Origin of the sequence: Adlercreutzia shanghongiae (genome assembly GCF_035830635.1) — a bacterium.
GTDB lineage: Bacteria > Actinomycetota > Coriobacteriia > Coriobacteriales > Eggerthellaceae > Adlercreutzia > Adlercreutzia shanghongiae.
Genome location: NZ_JAYMFI010000013.1, coordinates 21,363 through 39,300, shown reverse-complemented (window position 1 = coordinate 39,300; position 17,938 = coordinate 21,363). Strand labels below are relative to the sequence as shown.

Here is a 17,938-nt window from a genome sequence, read left to right as displayed (position 1 = left end):
ACACTTTCGCACTTCCCTATGGTATCACCCGCGCCCGCCTCACGAACAGGGGCCGATGGCACGCCCTTCGAGGGGCGACAGAAGGCCGCCAGGCACGGTATACTGGGCGCAACGAGAAGGGAGGGGAGCGTGAACCTGCGCGCGGTGCTGGAGCTGCTGCGGCCCAACGTGGCCTCGGTTGGCTACGGACTGTTTCTGGCCATCAACGCGGCCAGCGTGTGGGGCGGCGTGTTCCCGTTCCTGCCCCTAGGCTTTCAGACGTCGGCGGTGATGCTGTGGTTCTTCGGAGCCGAGTCGCTCGCCTTCGCGCTCACGTTCCTGGCGAGCGCCGTGGGCACCTACTTCTTCCCCGCCGAGACCCGCCGCTTCCTCGTGAAGGCCGTCGCCGTGCCCTACATGGCCGGCTGGTGCTTGCTCATCGGAGCCCTGTATTTGCACGCGAGCGCCGTGCCCCTGGCGGCCGCGGGCGGTGCGCTGCTGGGCGTGGGCTCGGCCGGCTTCTACATGCTGTGGCAGCGGCTGTTCGCGAGCCAGGACGCGCGGTGCGGCATCGTGAACCTGGTGGCCGGCACCGCTTGGGCCGCCGTGCTGTACTTCGCGCTGTACCTCATTCCCGTGGCCGTGACGGCCTACCTCATTCCCTGCGTGTTTTTGCCCCTGTTCGGGCTGGCGGTGCTGCTGGAGAGCCGCACCATCAACCTGGACCAGCCCATGTTCGAGGACGCCCCGCGCGAGCACGTGCGCACCTACCGCCACGTGGTGTCCACCATTTGGCGGCCGGCGCTGGCCCTGGGCACCCTGGGGCTGTGCACCGGCATCATGCGCTCGCTGGCCATCGGCGATCCTTCGGTGGGCACCTTCGTGAACGCGCTCTCGATGGGCGCCACGCTCGTGGCTGCCGTGGCGCTGCTGGCCGTGTGGGCCACCAAGAATCTGCGCATCAACGTGTCGGTGGGCTACCGGATATTCTTCCCTGTGGTGACCACGGCCTTCCTGCTGCTGCCGCTTTTGGGCCACGGCTATGCCGAGGCGCTGGCGGCCGGCCTGTACGCGCTGTGGTCGGTGGCCATCGTGCTCATGATGGTGCAGTGCGCCCAGGTGTCGCGCGACGGGGGCATTAACCCGGTGTTCATTTACGGCGTGTTCGGGGGCATCATGTACGCCCTGCACGATGTAGGGTTCCTGGGCGGACGCTTCCTGGAAACGGTGCGGGTGGCCGGCCTGCCGCCGCTGGCGCTCATTACCATCGGGGCCGTTTACCTGCTGGGCATCATGTACTTCGTGGGACAGGGCGGCTTCCGGCGTGCGCTGGCATCGGGGGCGGCGGAGGAGATCGAGCTTCTGGCCCTCACGCGCCGTGTGCCGCGCGCGATTGGCGCTGCGGGCGGCCCGGCGGCTGCGGCTGCGGCGGAGGTCGGAGCCGGGGCGACAGCTGGACCTGGGACGGCGGGTGGACGTGGGACGACGGGTGGAGCCGGGGCGACGAGTGCGGCTGAGGGGGCAGCCGGGCTCGAAGCGGCGACTGGACTTGAGGCGGCCGGACCCGGGGCGGCCGGACTCGAGGCGGCCGGACCTGGGACGACTGGCCTCGAGGAGGCGACCGGACCCGGGGCGATACCTCAGCTCGAGCACGCAACTGAGCCCGAATCGGCAACCGCGTGCGAATCGGCCTTTGAGCCCGGCCCCGCGCCCACAGAGGGCGCCTACCGCGATCGGCTTTCCAAGCGCATGGCGGCGGTGCGGGAATTCTACGGCCTGTCGGCGCGCGAGACCGAGGTGGCCGAGCTCATCGCCCGCGGCAACACCATGGCCCACATCGCCGAGCTGCTGTTCGTTTCAGAGAACACCGTGCGCACCCACGCCAAACATATCTACGTGAAGCTGGACATCCACAAGCGCCAGGAGCTTATCGACCTCGTAGAGCACTTCGAACCAGAAGGACGCTAGAAGCTCGTCCGCACCCGAGCCTGAAGGCCGCTCTGGACTCAGAGCGTACCCCTAACGACTCGAAGATTTGGAAAATGTGATATTTTGTCCAGGCTTCTGAGCTGGGATCTCTCGCATATCACCAGGTGAAACTGGGTGTTTTCTGGAAATTAAAAAGCACGTTTTCCAAATACTTCTGACCAAAAAAGTACGTTTTCCAACATAGTTGGCTCTCGCCCTGTTGCCCTGGCCGTCTACAGTGCGAAGCGGTCGCGGGCGCGCTGGGGCGTGGCGGCGCGGGCGGCCTCGGCGCGATCGTGCTGCCAGTTCATGAGGAAGAGCACGCAATCGGTGCGGTTGCTGGCGCGCAGGCGCTCGATCTGGCGGTCGAACAGCGCCGCGTCGTCCAGGAAGCCCGCTTCGGCCAGGGCGCGCACCATGGCGATGTCGCCCTCGCGGGCCACGTAGGCCACGGCATCGGCCGCGCGTTCGCGCAGGGCATCCACGATGCGTGCGCGCATCTCGGGCGCGAGACGGAAGGGGGCCGCCACGCGATGCAGCAGGGCGCCCAGGTGGTCGGGCAGCCCGCGGCCGACGAGCAGCTGGTCGTCGTAGCGGGCGAAATCGAAGGGCACGCCACCCGCAGCCGCTTCCGTAAAGCAGCTTATGAGCTGGTCGGACGTGATGTGCACCACCGCATCGGCAGCTTCCAGCCGCACTACAGCGTACTCGAAGCTGCCCTCGCCGATGCTTTCCACGCTTGCGGGAATGAGCACCGGTCCCACCAGGCTGCGCGAGCAGAAGCAGTGGGCGCCGATGGACTGCAAGCCCGCGGGCAACATGAGCTTGCGCGTGCCCTTGCAGGCGTTTCCGTCGTGCACTGCGCGCACCGTGTCGGGCAATGCCAGCGTGGCCGGCGCCGTGATGAGGGCGCGCTTGGCGATAGTCGTGAGCGGCATGCCCTGAACTACGCGGGGCAGCGCCAACCGGTCAGTTACGGGCACGGGCGCCACCATGGCTGCCGCCGCTTCCGCGGCAATCTCACGGGGAGAAAGCGCCGCCCCCTTCCGCACCCGCGCATGGGCGGCCGACGAGAAGCGCCGCGACACCGAGTCGGGCGCGGGCGGGCCGGCCACGAGCCGCGCCTCACCATCGGCGAAGTCGTACCAGCACTGGTCTTCCTCTACCGCCTGGAAATCGGTGACGCGACCGCCGCAGCGCTGGACGATACGCGCGAGGGCGCCCCGGTCGCTGCCCCGCCAGATGGTCTCGGGATGCACCGCGCCGTCGACCCGCATCAGCGAGTCGGGAGCGTCCAGCACGCGCGGGGGTGGGCAGCTCTTCGCAAAGGCGGCCGGCCCCATCACGCGCACGCCTTCGGGAAGAGCGAGCCGCTCCTCGTAAGGGGCTTCCGCGAACAGCAGCCGCCACGAGCCGCTAAATTGTGTGGACTCATCGGACGGAACGTCCGCGTTCTCCCCGGCATCAGAGCCGCCTGGCCTGCCCTCTGTTACGGCATGGCAGTCTCCCCTGCCTTCCACATTCGTGTCGCCCATCTTCTCCAGCAAGCAGCCGTCTTGCACGGAAAGACGCTCGTTGGCGGCGCTTACCAGGTAGCGGCGCGCCTCCAGCCGCGGGTTCGGCAGCGCCAGGTCCAGCGGAGCCGGATCGTAAGTACGCACGCCCGCGCCCAGGTACACCGTCTCGGCGCACACCGAGCCGAATGCTTGGGCGCCCACCACCTCCACCGTATCGGGCACCACCAGAAGACGCACGTGAGCGCCGCTCGTGAAGCGCCGGGCGAAGGCCTCCGAGGCAATGCGCGTGACGGGCACGCCGCCGATGGACGACGGAACCACGACCACCAGGTTGTCGGCGGGCAACCCGTGCTCGGCCAATACGCCCAGGTGCACCGCCGACACCGCAAAGCCACCGCCATCGCGCCGCACCGTCAGAGGCACATTGGTGGCGAAGTGGCGCAACTCGTCGGGGACTACAACATCCTTCATTGTTTCACGGATTTGGATAAGTGTTTCACGGCTGATATCAACTGTTTCACGGATTGATTCAGGTGTTTCACGGTTTTCAAACGCTTCACAGCGCTGATCCACTTCGCCTTCTGCCGGCGGCTTCCAGCGCGGCGTCTGGCCCAACGTCCACAACTCGTGGGGCGTCAGCGCACGAGCAGGCTCGCCCTGCGGCCCTGCGCCTCCGGGCACCGCATCTCGCGTCCCCAAATCTCCGTGCACCGCATCTCTAACGAGAGCCATACGCTCCTCGTCGGAAATGCCCATGCCCAACGCCCCCACGATAAGCAGATCGCCATCGGTGCCAGCAAGCTCGTCAATCTCGTCAAGCGCCACATCATGAACCCAGGGCTCGTAGGGAGCTAGCTGCGGACGCCAGTTCTCCCCCTTGATGGCGTGGCCGGGCTCCTCTATCGTCACATCAGACAGGCCCATATGCAGGGGGTTTTCGCACACGCGCGCAACAAGATCGTCTATTGAAGTAGCATTGTCGCGAAAGACCAGCGTGCCCGTGTTCATAATTTTGTGCACCTTCCCAATTCGGGGGCGACGGGGCTGTTTACCCCGTGTGCGCCCCATGCTACACTACGCCGCAAGCGAGCACAACGACAAGGCAGATTGCATTTCGTGGCCCCAAATGCCCTCGAGTGAACTGCAATCAGCAGCAAAACGCATCCTCGAGAGCAGCTATGCCCTTCTGGAGACGACATAGGTAACGTATTTCGTTAGTTATATCGGCGAATTGCGGTCCTGGGAGTTCATTCGAGGACATTTGGGGCCACAAACGCAAAACGAGCCCACCAGCGAGAGGAGGCGAGGAGCTGTGCGCGAAAACCGCAGCAGCGACGTGGAGACGCTGGCGCTGGAAGCGCTCGACCTCGTGCGCAACGGCCTGCTCGTGAACTTGCGCTTCATGAGCGCCGCCTTCGCCCGCCTGACTCCCCTGCCCCAACCCGGCGCCACCCTGGCCACCGATGGCGCGCACCTGCGCTTCGATCCCGCTCGCTGGGCACGCACCTACGCGGCCGATACCGCCGAGGCCAGCCGCGCCTACCTGCACGTGGTGCTCCACAACGTGTTTCTGCATCTGTACCCGGGCGCGAACGTCGAGCCCGACCTGTGGGACATCGCCTGCGACATGGTGGTGGAATCGGTAATCGACCAGCTGGATCTGCCCGCCACGCGCACGCCCCAGGCTGCCGCCTCGCGCCCCGAGCTGGAGCGCATGGCCGCCGAGGCCGGCCTCATGACCGCCGAGCGCGTGTACGCCGCCCTGCGCGACCGACGCGAGGTCGGCGCCTCGCACGACGAGCTCGCCCGCCTGGGTGCCCGCTTCCACGTGGACGATCACCGCCCGTGGCACGCCGTCGTCATCGCCGAAGGCGCAAGCGACGCAGCACCCGAGGGCGAGGCGGCCGAGGGCGAGGGCCAGCGCAGCGCCGCCGCCGGCGCGGCCGACACCCCCGGCACCGATATGGACATTCCCGACGAGGCGGCCGACGTGCCCTACTCGCACAAGGCCCATCGCGCCATGGACTCCGCCGACATCACCCAGAAGGAGGCGCCCGAGCACACCGCCCGGGCCATCGGCGAGCGCTTCGCCGACACCGTGCAGCTGGACCGCTCCCGCGAGCAGTGGGAGAACGCCGCCCTGGAAATGGGCATCCAGCTGGACGCCTACGCGAAGCTGTGGGGCATCGAGGGGTCGAACCTCGCCATGAACCTGCGCAAGGTCACCCGCGAGAAGCACGACTACCGCGCATTCCTGCGGAAGTTCGCACGCATGGGCGAGCAGATCCGCGTGAACGACGACGAGTTCGACTACGTCTTCTACACCTACGGCCTCTCCCTCTACGGCAACCTGCCGCTCGTGGAGCCGGTGGAGTTCGCCGAGGAGAAGCGCATCCGCGACTTCGTCATCGCCATCGACACCTCGGCCTCCACCAAAGACGGCCTCGTGCGGAAGTTCATCGAGCGCACCTACTCCATCCTGGCCGACGAGGCCAGCTTCTTCACGCAGATGAACGTGCTCATCGTGCAGTGCGACGCGGCCGTCACCGACGTGGCGCGCATCACCTGCCTGCAGGATCTGGAGCGCTATCTGGACAATCCCGTCATCAAGGGACTCGGTGGCACCGATTTTCGTCCCGTGTTCCGCTTCGTGGAAGACGCCCTGGCCGCCGGCGAGCTGAACGATTTGGGTGGCCTCATCTACTTCACCGACGGCCAGGGGACCTACCCCGCGCGGCGGCCGCCCTTCGAGAGCGCCTTTGTGTTCCTCGACTCCGACGATGCCGCCGCGAGCGCGCCTGTGCCCCCATGGGCCATGAAAGTGGTACTGGACGACACCTTCGTATTGGAAGAGGAGCCGTTGTGAAAGTCGCCGTCCAACTCTAGCATGCCAGTCACCGCCCCCGCACCCCTTAAGGAGCCCCTATGAACATCCGTGAAGCGAAGCAGCAGATCAAAAACGCCATGGTGGCCTACTTCACCAAGGACGAGTTCGGAGGCTACCTGCTGCCGGCCGAGCGGCAGCGCCCGGTGTTCCTGCTGGGCGCGCCGGGCATCGGCAAGACAGCCATCATGGAGCAGATCGCCCAGGAACTGGAAGTGGGTTTCGTGTCCTACTCCATGACCCACCACACGCGCCAGAGCGCGCTGGGCCTGCCCTTCATCGCCACGAAGACCTACGGCGGTCAGGATTACCAGGTGTCGGAGTACACCATGAGCGAGATTATCGCGTCGGTGTACGAGGCCATGGAAACCACCGGGCGCACCGAGGGCATCCTGTTTCTGGACGAAATCAACTGCGTGTCCGAAACGCTCACGCCGGCCATGCTGCAGTTCTTGCAGTACAAGGTGTTCGGGCGCCACGCGGTGCCCGCCGGCTGGATTGTGGTCACGGCCGGCAACCCGCCCGAGTACAACCGCACGGCCCGCGACTTCGACATTGCCACCTGGGACCGCCTGAAGCGCATCGAGGTGGAGCCAGACTACGATGTGTGGCGCGAGTTCGCCGTGGCCAGCGAGGTGCACCCGGCCGTCATCACCTACCTGGATATCGAGCGCGGGCACTTCTACGCCGTGGAAGCCACCCCCGACGGGGCGTCGTTCGTGACGGCCCGCGGCTGGGACGACCTGTCGGCCATGATCAAGCTCTACGAGGCCCAGGGCCTTGCGGTGGACGAGTTGCTGGTGGAACAGTACGTGCAGAACGCCGATATCGCGAAACGGTTCGCAATGTACTACGACCTGTTCACCAAGTACCGCAGCGACTATCAGATCGACCGCATCCTGGACGGCACCGCCGAGGTGGGCCTGGCCGAGCGCGCGCGACGGGCGCCCTTCGACGAGCGCGTGGCCGTGATGGGTCTTGTGGTGGACGCCACCGTGGGCGTGCTGCGCCAGGCGGTGATGGAGGAAAAGGCCGCTGCCTTCACCCACGGCGTGCTGGCCGACCTGAAGGAGCGCCTGGCCGCCGAGGGCGTGGCCGACGCCGCCGATGCCGCCGCGCTCATTCGCGCCACGAGCACCGAGCTGGGCCATACCCGCGATGTGGAACGGGCCTCGAGCCTGCTTTCCGAGGAGCGCTACCGCTCCTTCGAGCGCGCCATCGGACTTCTAGACGAGGCGCTGCGCACCGGGGCCGAGCTGCCCAACGGTGCCACGTTCGACCTGCTGCGCGAGCGCTTCAACGAGCGCTTGGACGAGCTGGACGCCTCGGTGGACGCGGCCTCTGCGGCGCTCGACCACGTGTTCAAGTTCGTGGAAGACGCCTTCGGCGAGGGCCAGGAGATGCTCATGCTGGTAACCGACCTGTCGGTGAGCCGCGCGGGCATGGCCTTCATCAACGACCACGGCTGCGAGCGCTACTTCGCCCACAACCAGAATTTGCAGTTCTACGAGCGCGGCAGCGACCTGGCCGCCCGCATCGACCGCGTCACCCTGGACGAGGAATAGCGAACCGCGGAAGGGGAACGAGCACAACGATCAAGCAGAGCATCCCGCTCCTGCTTCGCGAAATGGGACGCCTTGCCGGGTAAGGCGTCCCATTTTTTTGCGAAAGCGGGACAGCCCGCCCGGCAAGGTGTCCCACCTTGCTGTCCCGAATGCAGTACAGGGCGTCCCGTCATACCCAGGGACTACTCCACCTGGTGTATCTGCGTGTCGGGGACGTGACGAGGGGTTGCCGTCGTGAAAAAGACGTGTTTGCGCGTGCTAGAGTTCGCCCCAGCATAAACACGACCCCCTCGAACAAGGAGATCACCCATGACGAACTTCAACGGCAACAACGCTCCCTCCATCCGCGGCAGCCACGCCCGTCGCGACGACATCCTCGCAACCGCGCAGCCCTTCGACATCGACGGCTCGGTAGCATCTTCCATGGCCGAGGCGGTGCCCGGCGCCAAGAAGGCGCGCAGCCGCACCTTCCTCACCGGCTTCGCCGGCGCCGCCATGGCCTGCATGCTGGCTTTGGGCATCAACGGCGCGATTATCGACCCTGCGACCGCCGAGGCCGTGGACAACCCGGCACCCGTCACCCAGACCGCCCTGGCCACGAACGGCGACGCCACCCTGGCCGAGACCGTGGCGGCCAAGTGCCTGCCGTCGGTGGTGTTCGTGGAAACCTACGCCGATGCGGGCGGCCAGCTGCAGGCTCTGGGCACCGGCTCGGGCGTGGTGATGACCCAGGACGGATACCTCATCACGAACAACCACGTGGTGGACGGCGGGTCGGCCTTTAAGGTGACCATCGCCGGCACCACCTACGACGCCGAGCTCGTGGGCACCGACCCCTCTTCCGACGTGGCCGTGCTGAAGGCCAAAGACGCGAGCGGCCTCACCCCCATGGAAATCGGAAACTCGGATAACCTGAGCGTCGGCGAGTGGGTCATGACCTTGGGCGCGCCGTTCGGCCTGGAGCAGTCGGTGGCCACGGGCATCGTGAGCGCCACGAGCCGCTCGCAGATCATGGACGCGGGCGAGTCGGCCCAGTCGGGCGGTTCGGGCGAGACGACCATCTACCCGAACATGATCCAGACCGACGCGGCCATCAATCCCGGCAACTCGGGGGGCGCACTCGTTGATTCCGACGGCAAGCTCATCGGCATCAACACGCTCATCACCTCGTACTCGGGCAACTACTCCGGCGTGGGCTTCGCCATTCCCGCGAACTACGCGGTGAACCTCGCGAACCAGATCATCGCCGGCGAGACGCCCACCCACGCCCAGCTCGGCGTGAGCCTGTCCAGCGTGAACGACCAGATGGCCGGCAGCTTCGGCCTGGCCGCCGAGAGCGGCGCCTACGTGGCCGGCGTGGCCGAGGGCTCGGGCGCGGCTGCGGCGGGCCTGCAGGAGGGCGACATCATCACGGCCCTGAACGGCGAGGCGGTGGAAAGCGCGTCCGACCTGATGCTGGCCGTGCGCGGCGAGCAGCCGGGCGACACCGTGACGCTCACGGTGAACCGCAACGGCCAGGAGCAGGAGATGCAGGTGACCCTGGGCGATGACGCCGCCAGCCAGAAGGCCGCGGCCGAGGCCAAGCAGCAGCAGGAGCAGCAACTGCCCGAGAACGGTTACGGTTACGGCTACGGCCAGGACGGCGGCAACGACTACGGCTACGGCGACCCGTACGGCCAGGACGGCCGCGGCCTGAACCTGGACGACCTGTTCGGCCAGCGCTAGGCAACGGCGAGCACCGCAGAGGCGGCCCGGCCGCATTCTGCGACGGTCTCAGCACAGCAAGCGGGGCGCTCCTTCGAAGGGGCGCCCCGCTGTTTTGGGAAGAAAAGCGCGCTCGGCCCTCGCGCGGCAAAGCCTTTAGGCCACCGGCTTCACGGTGAAGTTGCCGCTGAGGATATCGAAATCGAGGGAGCATGCGGGCGCATCGTCTTCCGCGCTGCCGGCGCCTCCGTTGGCAAGCTCGTTGTTGAAGCTGCCGCTCGTCTTGTCGATGTTGGTCGCAAGGCGCGTGTTCGCAGGCACCTCCAACACCAACTTCCCCGAGGCCAAGCTGCCCGATGCCTCCGCCGGCGCGCCCTCGCCCAATGACAGCGTGGTCGTGCCCGAGGCTATCTCCACCTCAAGGTGCTCGGCCACCGAGCCCTGCACCGACACGCTCCCGCTCGCCACATTCAGCGAAGCACGCTGGGCGGCCATGGCCGTGGCATTCACCTTGCCCGAGGCCACACCCAGCTCAAGGTCGTCGCACGTAAGGCCTTCCACCTCGTAGTGGCCCGAGGCCGCCTCCAGCTCGAACAGCGCCAAGTGCTCGGCCAACGATGCGGGCACCTTCACCGTAACGTCCTTGCTCGCCATCGATAAGCTCGAGCAGCCCGAAAGCCCGCCGCCACCTTCCATGTAACTGATGGACAGCACGCCGCCGCCCGTCTCGCATACCATGGCGGGCGCGCGACCTCCGTTCACCACCTCGTCCACGAGCACCTTGCCGCCCGTCTCGGCATCGGGCACCACCAGCACCGTGCCCCGTCCCGCCAACCAGTTCAGCTCAAGAGCGTTTACCTCGCTGGCGGCAATCTCGAAATGGCTGCCCTCGTCGGTGGTCGCCACGGCGCCGCGCTCCGCAATGCCTTGGCGGACTTCATCGGCGACATCGCCCACCGCATCGACGCCCATGCAGCCTATCACGCCGCCAGGCACGAACAGCGAGCCGGGCCAGATGCTGCGCCCGCACCCGCCGAGCCAACTGCACACGGCCAGGCACAGAACCACAATGAGCGCTACTTTAATATAGGTGCTCGTCGCCAACTTCATCGGGCACCTCCCTCAACGGACGAAGCTTCCGCGGAAGCCTCTTCGGAAGGGGCGGCAGCGCATCCTTCGGCAGGGGCCGTGCGGGTCCCGCCCTCGACAGCAGCACCAACGGAAGGAACCGCAGTCGCGGCCTGCCGCCGTTCCTCAACCCACGCGCGGTACGCCGGGTCGGCCTCCAGCGTGCTCACCACCCAGTAGTAGAACGGAATGGTAAGGAAAATCACCCAGCCGGGATGCCACCAGCCGAAGCAGAAGCCGCCTAGCAGGAACAGCACTGCGCACAGCAGCGGATAGGGAAAGCTACGCAGGGGATCCTTCGGCTCGGGCGGCGCCGGCGGCGTGATGGGCACGGCCGCGGCCGGCGGGAAGGGCTGCGGGATCGGAGGCGCCTGGTATCCGGGCGCATACGCCGGCGCCCCGGACGCGGCTGCGCCCACCTCCACAACCACCTTCTGGGGCGGCGCTTCTTGGGCCGCCGCAGCCACCGCGGCGGCCTCGGCGCGCTCGGCGGCCTCGCGGGCCTCCTCGGCCGCTTCCGCAGCCTGGGCCTCCGACGAGGTGGCGCGCTCCTGCGACTCGTAGCGCACATCCTCTTCCACTTCGGGGCTCACGCGCAACAACTCGTCAAGCGTCACACCGTATAGGTCGGCCAAGGCGATGAGGTTCCCCATATCGGGCGCCGACTCGGCGCGCTCCCATTTGGAAACAGCCTGACGCGACAGCCCCAGCTGCTCGGCCAGACTCTCTTGGGAAAAGCCGCGCTCGCGGCGCAGCTCGGCGAGGCGCTGGGCGATTTCCACGTTCATCATGGTTCCCTTTCGTGTCCTGCGTGTGGTCACTTCTCGCCTTTCACCCTATGGTTTCCCCTGCCGTTGCACCAGCACCCTTTGTGGTCAATTTCGAAAATCCTGCGGAAACCAGCCGCGACAACCAGCGGTTGCCCCACCAACGACCTGGGAATACGCTGCCCTTCTTCTCACGCGCACCAGGATACCAAAAAGATAAGCCCCGCGCTCGACGAACGCAGGGCCGAAAAGATACACCAGCCAAGCGACCAAACTTCTCGGAGATGCTATTGCTCGCCTTCCACAACGACCTCCGCGTCCGCCGCCTCTTCCCCTCGGCGGCGATGCCACGCCTCGGATATCTTCACGATGAGCACCTCCACGAGCGGGATGGTGAGGAAGATGACCCAGGCGGGATGCCACTGGCCCACAATGAAGGCCATCCAGAAGAACCATGCCGTGGCGCCGAGGGGATACAGGCCGCACAGCATCGGCGCCACGCGGCGCGATACGATAGCAGCGCCCACGACGTAGTAGATGGGGATGAGGAACAGCAGGAACAGCCCCGGCCACCAGGCGCCGCTCATGAGGCCGATCAGCAGATACACGCCGACCACGATGGCCCAGAAGGGGAACTTCAGCCATCGCCGGGCGAGATCGGAATCAAGATCGCCGAACGAGCCGCGCGTGAAGATGTGGTCGGCCACGTCCTCGTCGGTGGTGTTCACCCGCACGCCGTCCCAGCCTACGTGCACCTCCTGGCCGTAGCGGTCGAGCACGTGCACGCCGTCGGCCCAGCTCACCAGCACGTGGTCCTTGCCGTCGTTCACGTGGATGCCGTCGGGTCCCACGTGCACATGGCCACGACCCTCCTTGGTGACGTTGATGCCGTCCGGGCCGAAGGACACGCCGTCGCGCTCCTCGCCGGCCGCAGCGGCGGCCGCGTCCGCGTCGGCCGCACTCGCTCCGACAGCCGCCACCCCCTCCGCGCCCGCGCTCGCACCCGCAGCCGCCGCCGCAGCCCCTTCCGCATCCGTGCCAGCAGCCGGCGTGCCCGCCGCGCCGCGCTGGCTCTCGGCCCGGTCGGCCGCCTCGAAAGCCACATCGTCGGCGATGGCGTCGTCCACATACAAAAGCTCGTCCAGCGACACTCCGTACAACTTCGCCAGGGCGATGAGGTTGTCGGTATCGGGCGACGATTCCGATCGCTCCCACTTGGAAACGGCCTGGCGCGACACACCCAGCTTCTCGGCCAGGGCCTCCTGCGACAGTCCGGCAAGCTTTCGGCGCGCGGCCAAGCGCTCGGCGATCTCAACGTTCATGGTGTGCTCCTTATCCTCTGCGTTTGCCTTCGGTCTGCCCTATCGAGCCTACCCAAACGCCGCTGCCCGCGCGACCAATTCGCGTTGTCATTTCCCGCAATTATTGGTTGCGGAGCGTTTGAAATGGGGAAATGCCCTACTTCGCGTCGCGCAGGGCCTTCAACTTCGCCAAGGTTTCGGCCGGTATGCGGTCGGCCACGGTGCGCTTGGGGGCCACCTTCGGCGTGTCGTCGAGCCGCGCGTCCTCGTAGTACTCGCCCATCTCGTGCGAAAATCCCTCGGCACTCATGCGGTCCACGCCGCCGCCGAACACGGTGTCCTGAATGGCGGCGTCGCTCGTGACCACCATGGTCTCCACGCCTCGCTTGCCGGCGTCGTAGGCCAGCTTCTCGATCACCTTGTCGGCCGACTGCCCCGCCGGCGAGAAGATCACCGACACGCCACCCACCTTCGTGCGGCTGCCCTGGGACAGCTCGTTGTCGCCCGCATCGAACACGATGATGGCGCCCATATCGCGCCCGGCGAAGTTCACCACGTCGTTGATGAGCCGATCGCGCGCCGCGTTGAAGAAGTCGTCGGTGTAGTCCTCGTCAGCGCGAGGCTGCCGCTTGTACCGGCTGCCGCTGCGCAGCACGTTGTACCCATCGACGATAAGGAGCTTCTTCCGCTGCTTGGACATAATGCGACCTGTGAGCTATTACCAGTTCTGGCGGAGCCACTCGTACATGCAGGCGGTGGAGGCCTGGGCCACGTTCAGCGAGGAAATCTCGCCCACCTGGGGCAGCTTCACGCCGAAGTCGCAGTTCTCCAGCACCAGGCGCGACACGCCCTCGCCCTCATTGCCCATAACGAGCGCAATCTTGCCCTTGAGGTTCGACTTCCAGATGATGTCGGAGGCGTGCTCGGTGGCGGCGGCCACCCAGAAGTCCTCTTCCTTCAAGCGCTCGATAGCGCTCACGATGTTCGCCACCTGGGTAACGGGAATATGCGAGATGGCACCGGCGGAGCTTTTGTAGGTAGCCGCCGTCACACGGGCCGCACGCTTGTTGGGGATGACGATGCCGGAAGCACCCACGCACTCGGCGGAGCGGGCGATAGCGCCCAGGTTGCCGGCGTCGGTGATGTGGTCGAGCACCACCACGAGCGCACGTCCGCCGTGCTCCTCGGCCGACTTCTTGGCCGCATCCAGAATGGTCGTCATGTTCACATAGTTGAACGGCGCCGCCTCGGCCATGACGCCCTGGTGGCTGCCGCGCTCGGAAATCTCGTCGAGCTTCTTCTTCGACACCTTCTTGATAGGCACATCCAGGTTCTTCGCCTTGCGTTGGATGTCGCGCACCAAGCCATCGCCCTGGCTCAGGTTGTCCGCCATGAGAATGTACTTCAGAGGCACGTGGGTGCGCAGTGCCTCGATAACCGGGCGCTTGCCCTCAATGAAATCAGCCATGAGTTCGCTTCCTAGGTTCGTTTTTGCGTGGTGCTAGGATACTGAAAGAAAGGGGCAGCCACCCGCATCGCAGGTGAAACTGCCCCATTTTCTCAAGAAATGGCTAGAAGCGCTTACTCGGCCTTAGCGTCGCGGGCCGCAATCTCGGCGGCTTTGGCGGCGAACGCGGCGCGCTGTTCCGGGGTCATGACGGCCATCTGGGCCTCCAGCATATCGTGCTTGAGCGCCTCGGCGAAGCTGACAGAGTCCTTCTTGGCGGCATCAGCGGCCATCTCTGCCTGGGAACGCGCCATGGAAACGGCCGATTCGCCCTGTTCCTTCAGAAGCTCGGCGGCCGTCTCGGCCTGCTCGCTCATTTGGCTTGCCACCGTCTGGGTTTGCTGGCCCACGCGCTCGGCCGTGGCCTGAGCCTGCTGCAGCACTTCGGAATTAATGGCCTTGCCCTGCTCAACCGTAAGCTCGCCCTTGGCGATGAGCTCGTTCACCAGCTCCTGGGTCTTCTCGGCCCCGAGCGCCATAGCGCCTACGCCGGCCAAAAACACGTCTTTCAATCCATCAGCAATCGTCGTCATTTTGGTGCCTCCGATTCTCTTCGAGTGCTCGCCCCCATCATAGGCGGCGCGCACGACCCCCAACGACGACGGGGCAGCACTGTTACTGCCCCGTCAGAAGATGATTGATTCGGTTAGGAAAAGACTCCGGCCCACGCCTCTAGCCCAAATTTGCTATCACAGGGAAAGTACGTTCCCCGCAGTTCTCTTACCCGAAGATGGCGGCGAAGGCACCAGTGCCGGCGCCGTGGAGGGTGTTGTCGCGCATGGCGCGGCGAGCGAAGGACATCATCTCGGCCAGGGCATCCAAGGCCACTTCCTTCTTCTCGCCGGTGCGGCGCAGCTTCACTTCCACCTTGCCCTCTTTCAGGCCGCGCTTGCCCACGACGATCTGCACGGGCCAGCCGATAAGGTCGGCATCGTTGAACTTCACGCCGGCACGCTCGTCGCGGTCGTCGATGACCACCTCGAAGCCGAGCTCGGACAGGTCCTTCGCAATCTTTTCGGCCATGGGCTGAACCTCCTCGTCGCCCACAGTGAGCGGCACCACGCAGATGTGGGCCGGGGCCACGGACAGCGGCCACTTGATGCCGTGCTCGTCGTTGTGCTGTTCCACGATAGCTGCCAGGGTGCGGCTGATACCCACGCCGTAGCAGCCCATGATGAAGGGCTTCTCCTCGCCGTCCTCGTCCATGAACGTGGCACCCATGGCGCGGGAGTAACGGTCGCCCAGCTGGAAGATCTGGGCCACCTCGATGCCGCGGGCGCCCTCCAGCGGCAGACCGCACTTCGGGCAGCAGTCGCCGGGCTTCACAACCGCCAAATCGGCCCACTCGTCAACCCTGAAGTCCTCGCCCAGACGCGCGCCCACATAGTGGTAGCCGTCCTCGTTGGCGCCCACCACCCACTGCGGAATGGCGCTCAGGCTCTTCGACGCAATAACGCGGGCACCCTCCGGCAGGCCCACCGGGCCCATAGAGCCCTTGCACAGCCCAAAGCTGATCATCTCTTCGTCGGTGAGCAGCGTAAATCCGGGCACGACACCCTCGATCTTCAGCTCGTTCAGCTCGTGGTCGCCCGGAATGAACACGCACACGAGGTTGCCCTCGGCGTCCTTGCCGGACAGGGCCTTCACCGTGGAAGACTCGGGGATGTTCAAGAACGCCGCCAGCTCGGCGATGGTGTGCACGCCGGGGGTGGCGATCTTCTCCATGGCGTCCACCTCATGCACCGTGGGGCGCGCCAGGCAGGCGCCGGCCTCGGCGTCGGCCGCATAGCCGCAGGAGCAGTACACCAAATCGGCCTCGCCGGAATCGGCCAGGGCCATGAACTCACAAGTCACCTTACCGCCGATCTGACCGCCGTCAGCTTCTACCTCGCGGTAATCCAGCCCGCAGCGGTCGCAAATAGTGCCGTAGGCCTTGCCCATGGCGTCGTAGGTCTCCTGCAGCGATTCCTGGGTGGCATTGAAGCTGTAGGCGTCCTTCATCACGAACTCGCGGGAACGCAGAAGGCCGAACCGCGGGCGAATCTCGTCGCGGTACTTCGTCTGAATCTGATAGAGGTTCTGGGGCAGCTCCTTGTAAGAGCGCAGCTCGTTGCGCACAAGGGCCACGATAATCTCCTCGTGGGTGGGACCGAGGCACATCTCGCGATCGTGGCGGTCCACCAGGCGCATGAGCTCGGGGCCGTAGTCGTTCAGACGGCCGCTTTCCTCCCACAGCTCCGCCGGCTGCAGCACGGGCATGAGAATTTCCTGAGCGCCCGAGGCGTCCATCTCCTCGCGCACGATGTTCTCGATCTTCTTCAGCACGCGGAAGCCCAAGGGCAGAAACGTGTAGAGGCCCGAAGCGGCCTTGCGCAGCATGCCAGCGCGCAGAAGCAGGCGCGCGCTGTCGATGTCGGCGTCAGAGGGGTCCTCCTTCAAGGTGGGCGCATACAGGGCGCTCATACGCAGAATCTGGGTCATAGGTTCTCCAATTCCTCCATCAGAGCCGGAACGATATCCGCCTCGCTTACTTTTCGGACGATTTTACCATGGGAGAAAACGACGCCTGCGCCTGCGCCGCAAGCTACCCCGATATCGGCATCGGCGGCTTCTCCGGGGCCGTTCACCACGCACCCCATAACGGCCACTTTTACCGGCTTGCTCACGTTGGCAAGGCGCTCCTCCACTTCCTGGGCGAGTCCGATGAGGTTCACTTGGCAGCGACCGCACGTGGGGCAGCTGATGAGCTCCGGCGTGCGGCGGCGCAAATTCAGCGAGCCGAGCAGCGTCCAGCAGGCGCGCACCTCCACCACCGGATCGTCAGTGAGCGAGATGCGCATGGTGTCGCCGATGCCCTCTTCCAGAAGAACACCCAGGCCGCAAGCGCTTTTGATGATGCCCTGGAACGCCGTGCCCGCCTCGGTGACGCCGATGTGCAGCGGCACGCTCGGCAGCTCGGCGGCCAGAAGGCGGTAGGTGTCGATGGTGGTCTGCACGTCGTGGGCCTTGGCCGAAACGGCAATGTCGTGGAAGGCGCATTCGCTTTCGAAGAACTCCACATACTGGCGGGCCGATTCCACGAGCTTTTCCGGCAGCGTGAGGTCCTGGCGCGCGGCGATGGCGTCATCCAGCGAGCCGGCGTTCACCCCGATGCGGATGGGGATACCCGCCTCGCGGGCTGCGGCGATTACCTCGCGGGTGGCTTCCAAGCCGCCGATGTTGCCGGGGTTGATGCGCAGCTTGGCCGCGCCGCGTCGGGCTGCCTCGATGGCAATGCGGGCGTCGAAGTGGATGTCGGCCACCACCGGCAACGGCGATGCGGCGCAGACGGCCTCGAAGGCGTCCAAACAGTCGCGGCGCGGAATGGCCATGCGCACGATTTCGCAGCCAGCTTCGGCCAGCGCCTCAATTTGAGCGAGATTCGCCGCCACATCGTCGGCTGTCGCGTTCAGCATCGACTGCACCGCCACCGGCGCCCCGCCGCCCACGGGCACGTCGCCCACCATAATCTGGCGCGTCACCTCATGGGGCTTTTGGTTGTTCGTCATAGGTCTTCTTTCCTCGCGAAACGATAGGGCCATTATAGTGCGATTTCTTCCAAAGAAAGAGGCGACCCGC

At 65.9% G+C, this 17,938-nt stretch carries 13 protein-coding genes; 4 read left to right on the top strand and 9 right to left on the bottom strand.

Annotated features, from left to right (window positions below):
- Positions 1-129: 129 nt before the first annotated feature.
- On the top strand, positions 130-1,947 hold the full coding sequence (locus VJ923_RS07525; protein WP_326440157.1) for a helix-turn-helix domain-containing protein: 1,818 nt from the start codon (positions 130-132) through the stop codon (positions 1,945-1,947).
- 233 nt (positions 1,948-2,180) lie between these two features.
- On the opposite strand, the gene VJ923_RS07520 is transcribed toward VJ923_RS07525, so the two are convergent.
- Positions 2,181-4,472 (bottom strand): hypothetical protein, encoded by a 2,292-nt coding sequence (locus tag VJ923_RS07520; RefSeq protein WP_326440156.1) that lies wholly within the window; start codon positions 4,470-4,472, stop codon positions 2,181-2,183.
- 304 nt (positions 4,473-4,776) lie between these two features.
- Between VJ923_RS07520 and VJ923_RS07515 the strand changes: the two genes are divergently transcribed.
- The 3 genes from VJ923_RS07515 to VJ923_RS07505 all read left to right on the top strand — a co-directional run bounded on the left by VJ923_RS07515 (position 4,777) and on the right by VJ923_RS07505 (position 9,638).
- The gene (locus VJ923_RS07515) at positions 4,777-6,330 is read left to right on the top strand and encodes a vWA domain-containing protein (protein ID WP_326440155.1); all 1,554 of its coding nucleotides are present in this window, start codon (positions 4,777-4,779) and stop codon (positions 6,328-6,330) included.
- 59 nt (positions 6,331-6,389) lie between these two features.
- Entirely contained in the window at positions 6,390-7,913 is a 1,524-nt protein-coding gene (locus VJ923_RS07510; RefSeq protein WP_326440154.1) for an ATP-binding protein, read from the top strand.
- 309 nt (positions 7,914-8,222) lie between these two features.
- The gene (locus tag VJ923_RS07505; RefSeq protein WP_326440152.1) at positions 8,223-9,638 is read left to right on the top strand and encodes a S1C family serine protease; all 1,416 of its coding nucleotides are present in this window, start codon (positions 8,223-8,225) and stop codon (positions 9,636-9,638) included.
- 135 nt (positions 9,639-9,773) lie between these two features.
- Here VJ923_RS07505 and VJ923_RS07500 read toward each other — a convergent pair whose 3' ends face one another.
- The 8 genes from VJ923_RS07500 to ispG form a co-directional block, all read right to left on the bottom strand.
- Complete coding sequence (locus VJ923_RS07500) at positions 9,774-10,727, bottom strand: DUF4097 family beta strand repeat-containing protein (RefSeq protein ID WP_326440150.1); 954 nt, start codon at positions 10,725-10,727, stop codon at positions 9,774-9,776.
- Entirely contained in the window at positions 10,724-11,536 is an 813-nt protein-coding gene (locus tag VJ923_RS07495) for a helix-turn-helix domain-containing protein (RefSeq protein WP_326440148.1), read from the bottom strand. Before VJ923_RS07495 ends, VJ923_RS07500 begins: the two co-directional genes overlap by 4 nt.
- 263 nt (positions 11,537-11,799) lie before the next feature.
- Positions 11,800-12,834, bottom strand: coding sequence for a helix-turn-helix domain-containing protein (locus tag VJ923_RS07490; protein ID WP_326440146.1), 1,035 nt, complete (start codon positions 12,832-12,834; stop codon positions 11,800-11,802).
- A 136-nt stretch (positions 12,835-12,970) separates the two neighbouring features.
- Positions 12,971-13,513 (bottom strand): NYN domain-containing protein, encoded by a 543-nt coding sequence (locus VJ923_RS07485; protein ID WP_326440144.1) that lies wholly within the window; start codon positions 13,511-13,513, stop codon positions 12,971-12,973.
- 18 nt (positions 13,514-13,531) lie between these two features.
- Positions 13,532-14,281, bottom strand: coding sequence for a 23S rRNA (guanosine(2251)-2'-O)-methyltransferase RlmB (rlmB, locus tag VJ923_RS07480; protein ID WP_326440142.1), 750 nt, complete (start codon positions 14,279-14,281; stop codon positions 13,532-13,534).
- Between the two features lie 113 nt (positions 14,282-14,394).
- A complete protein-coding gene (locus VJ923_RS07475) occupies positions 14,395-14,853 on the bottom strand; it encodes a hypothetical protein (protein ID WP_326440141.1) in 459 nt (152 codons plus the stop codon).
- A gap of 187 nt (positions 14,854-15,040) precedes the next feature.
- Positions 15,041-16,801: a proline--tRNA ligase gene (locus VJ923_RS07470; RefSeq protein WP_326440139.1), complete on the bottom strand. Its 1,761-nt coding sequence runs from the start codon at positions 16,799-16,801 to the stop codon at positions 15,041-15,043.
- Positions 16,798-17,868 (bottom strand): flavodoxin-dependent (E)-4-hydroxy-3-methylbut-2-enyl-diphosphate synthase, encoded by a 1,071-nt coding sequence (gene ispG, locus VJ923_RS07465; protein WP_326440137.1) that lies wholly within the window; start codon positions 17,866-17,868, stop codon positions 16,798-16,800. Before ispG ends, VJ923_RS07470 begins: the two co-directional genes overlap by 4 nt.
- Between the last annotated feature and the right edge of the window lie 70 nt (positions 17,869-17,938).

Coding starts and splice junctions, on each gene's coding strand:
- VJ923_RS07485 (WP_326440144.1), bottom strand. CDS start 13,513: ATGTCCAAGCAGCGGAAGAAGCTCCTTATCGTCGATGGGTACAACGTG.
- VJ923_RS07500 (WP_326440150.1), bottom strand. CDS start 10,727: ATGAAGTTGGCGACGAGCACCTATATTAAAGTAGCGCTCATTGTGGTT.
- VJ923_RS07505 (WP_326440152.1), top strand. CDS start 8,223: ATGACGAACTTCAACGGCAACAACGCTCCCTCCATCCGCGGCAGCCAC.
- VJ923_RS07470 (WP_326440139.1), bottom strand. CDS start 16,801: ATGACCCAGATTCTGCGTATGAGCGCCCTGTATGCGCCCACCTTGAAG.
- VJ923_RS07490 (WP_326440146.1), bottom strand. CDS start 12,834: ATGAACGTTGAGATCGCCGAGCGCTTGGCCGCGCGCCGAAAGCTTGCC.
- rlmB (WP_326440142.1), bottom strand. CDS start 14,281: ATGGCTGATTTCATTGAGGGCAAGCGCCCGGTTATCGAGGCACTGCGC.
- VJ923_RS07510 (WP_326440154.1), top strand. CDS start 6,390: ATGAACATCCGTGAAGCGAAGCAGCAGATCAAAAACGCCATGGTGGCC.
- VJ923_RS07520 (WP_326440156.1), bottom strand. CDS start 4,472: ATGAACACGGGCACGCTGGTCTTTCGCGACAATGCTACTTCAATAGAC.
- ispG (WP_326440137.1), bottom strand. CDS start 17,868: ATGACGAACAACCAAAAGCCCCATGAGGTGACGCGCCAGATTATGGTG.
- VJ923_RS07495 (WP_326440148.1), bottom strand. CDS start 11,536: ATGATGAACGTGGAAATCGCCCAGCGCCTCGCCGAGCTGCGCCGCGAG.
- VJ923_RS07475 (WP_326440141.1), bottom strand. CDS start 14,853: ATGACGACGATTGCTGATGGATTGAAAGACGTGTTTTTGGCCGGCGTA.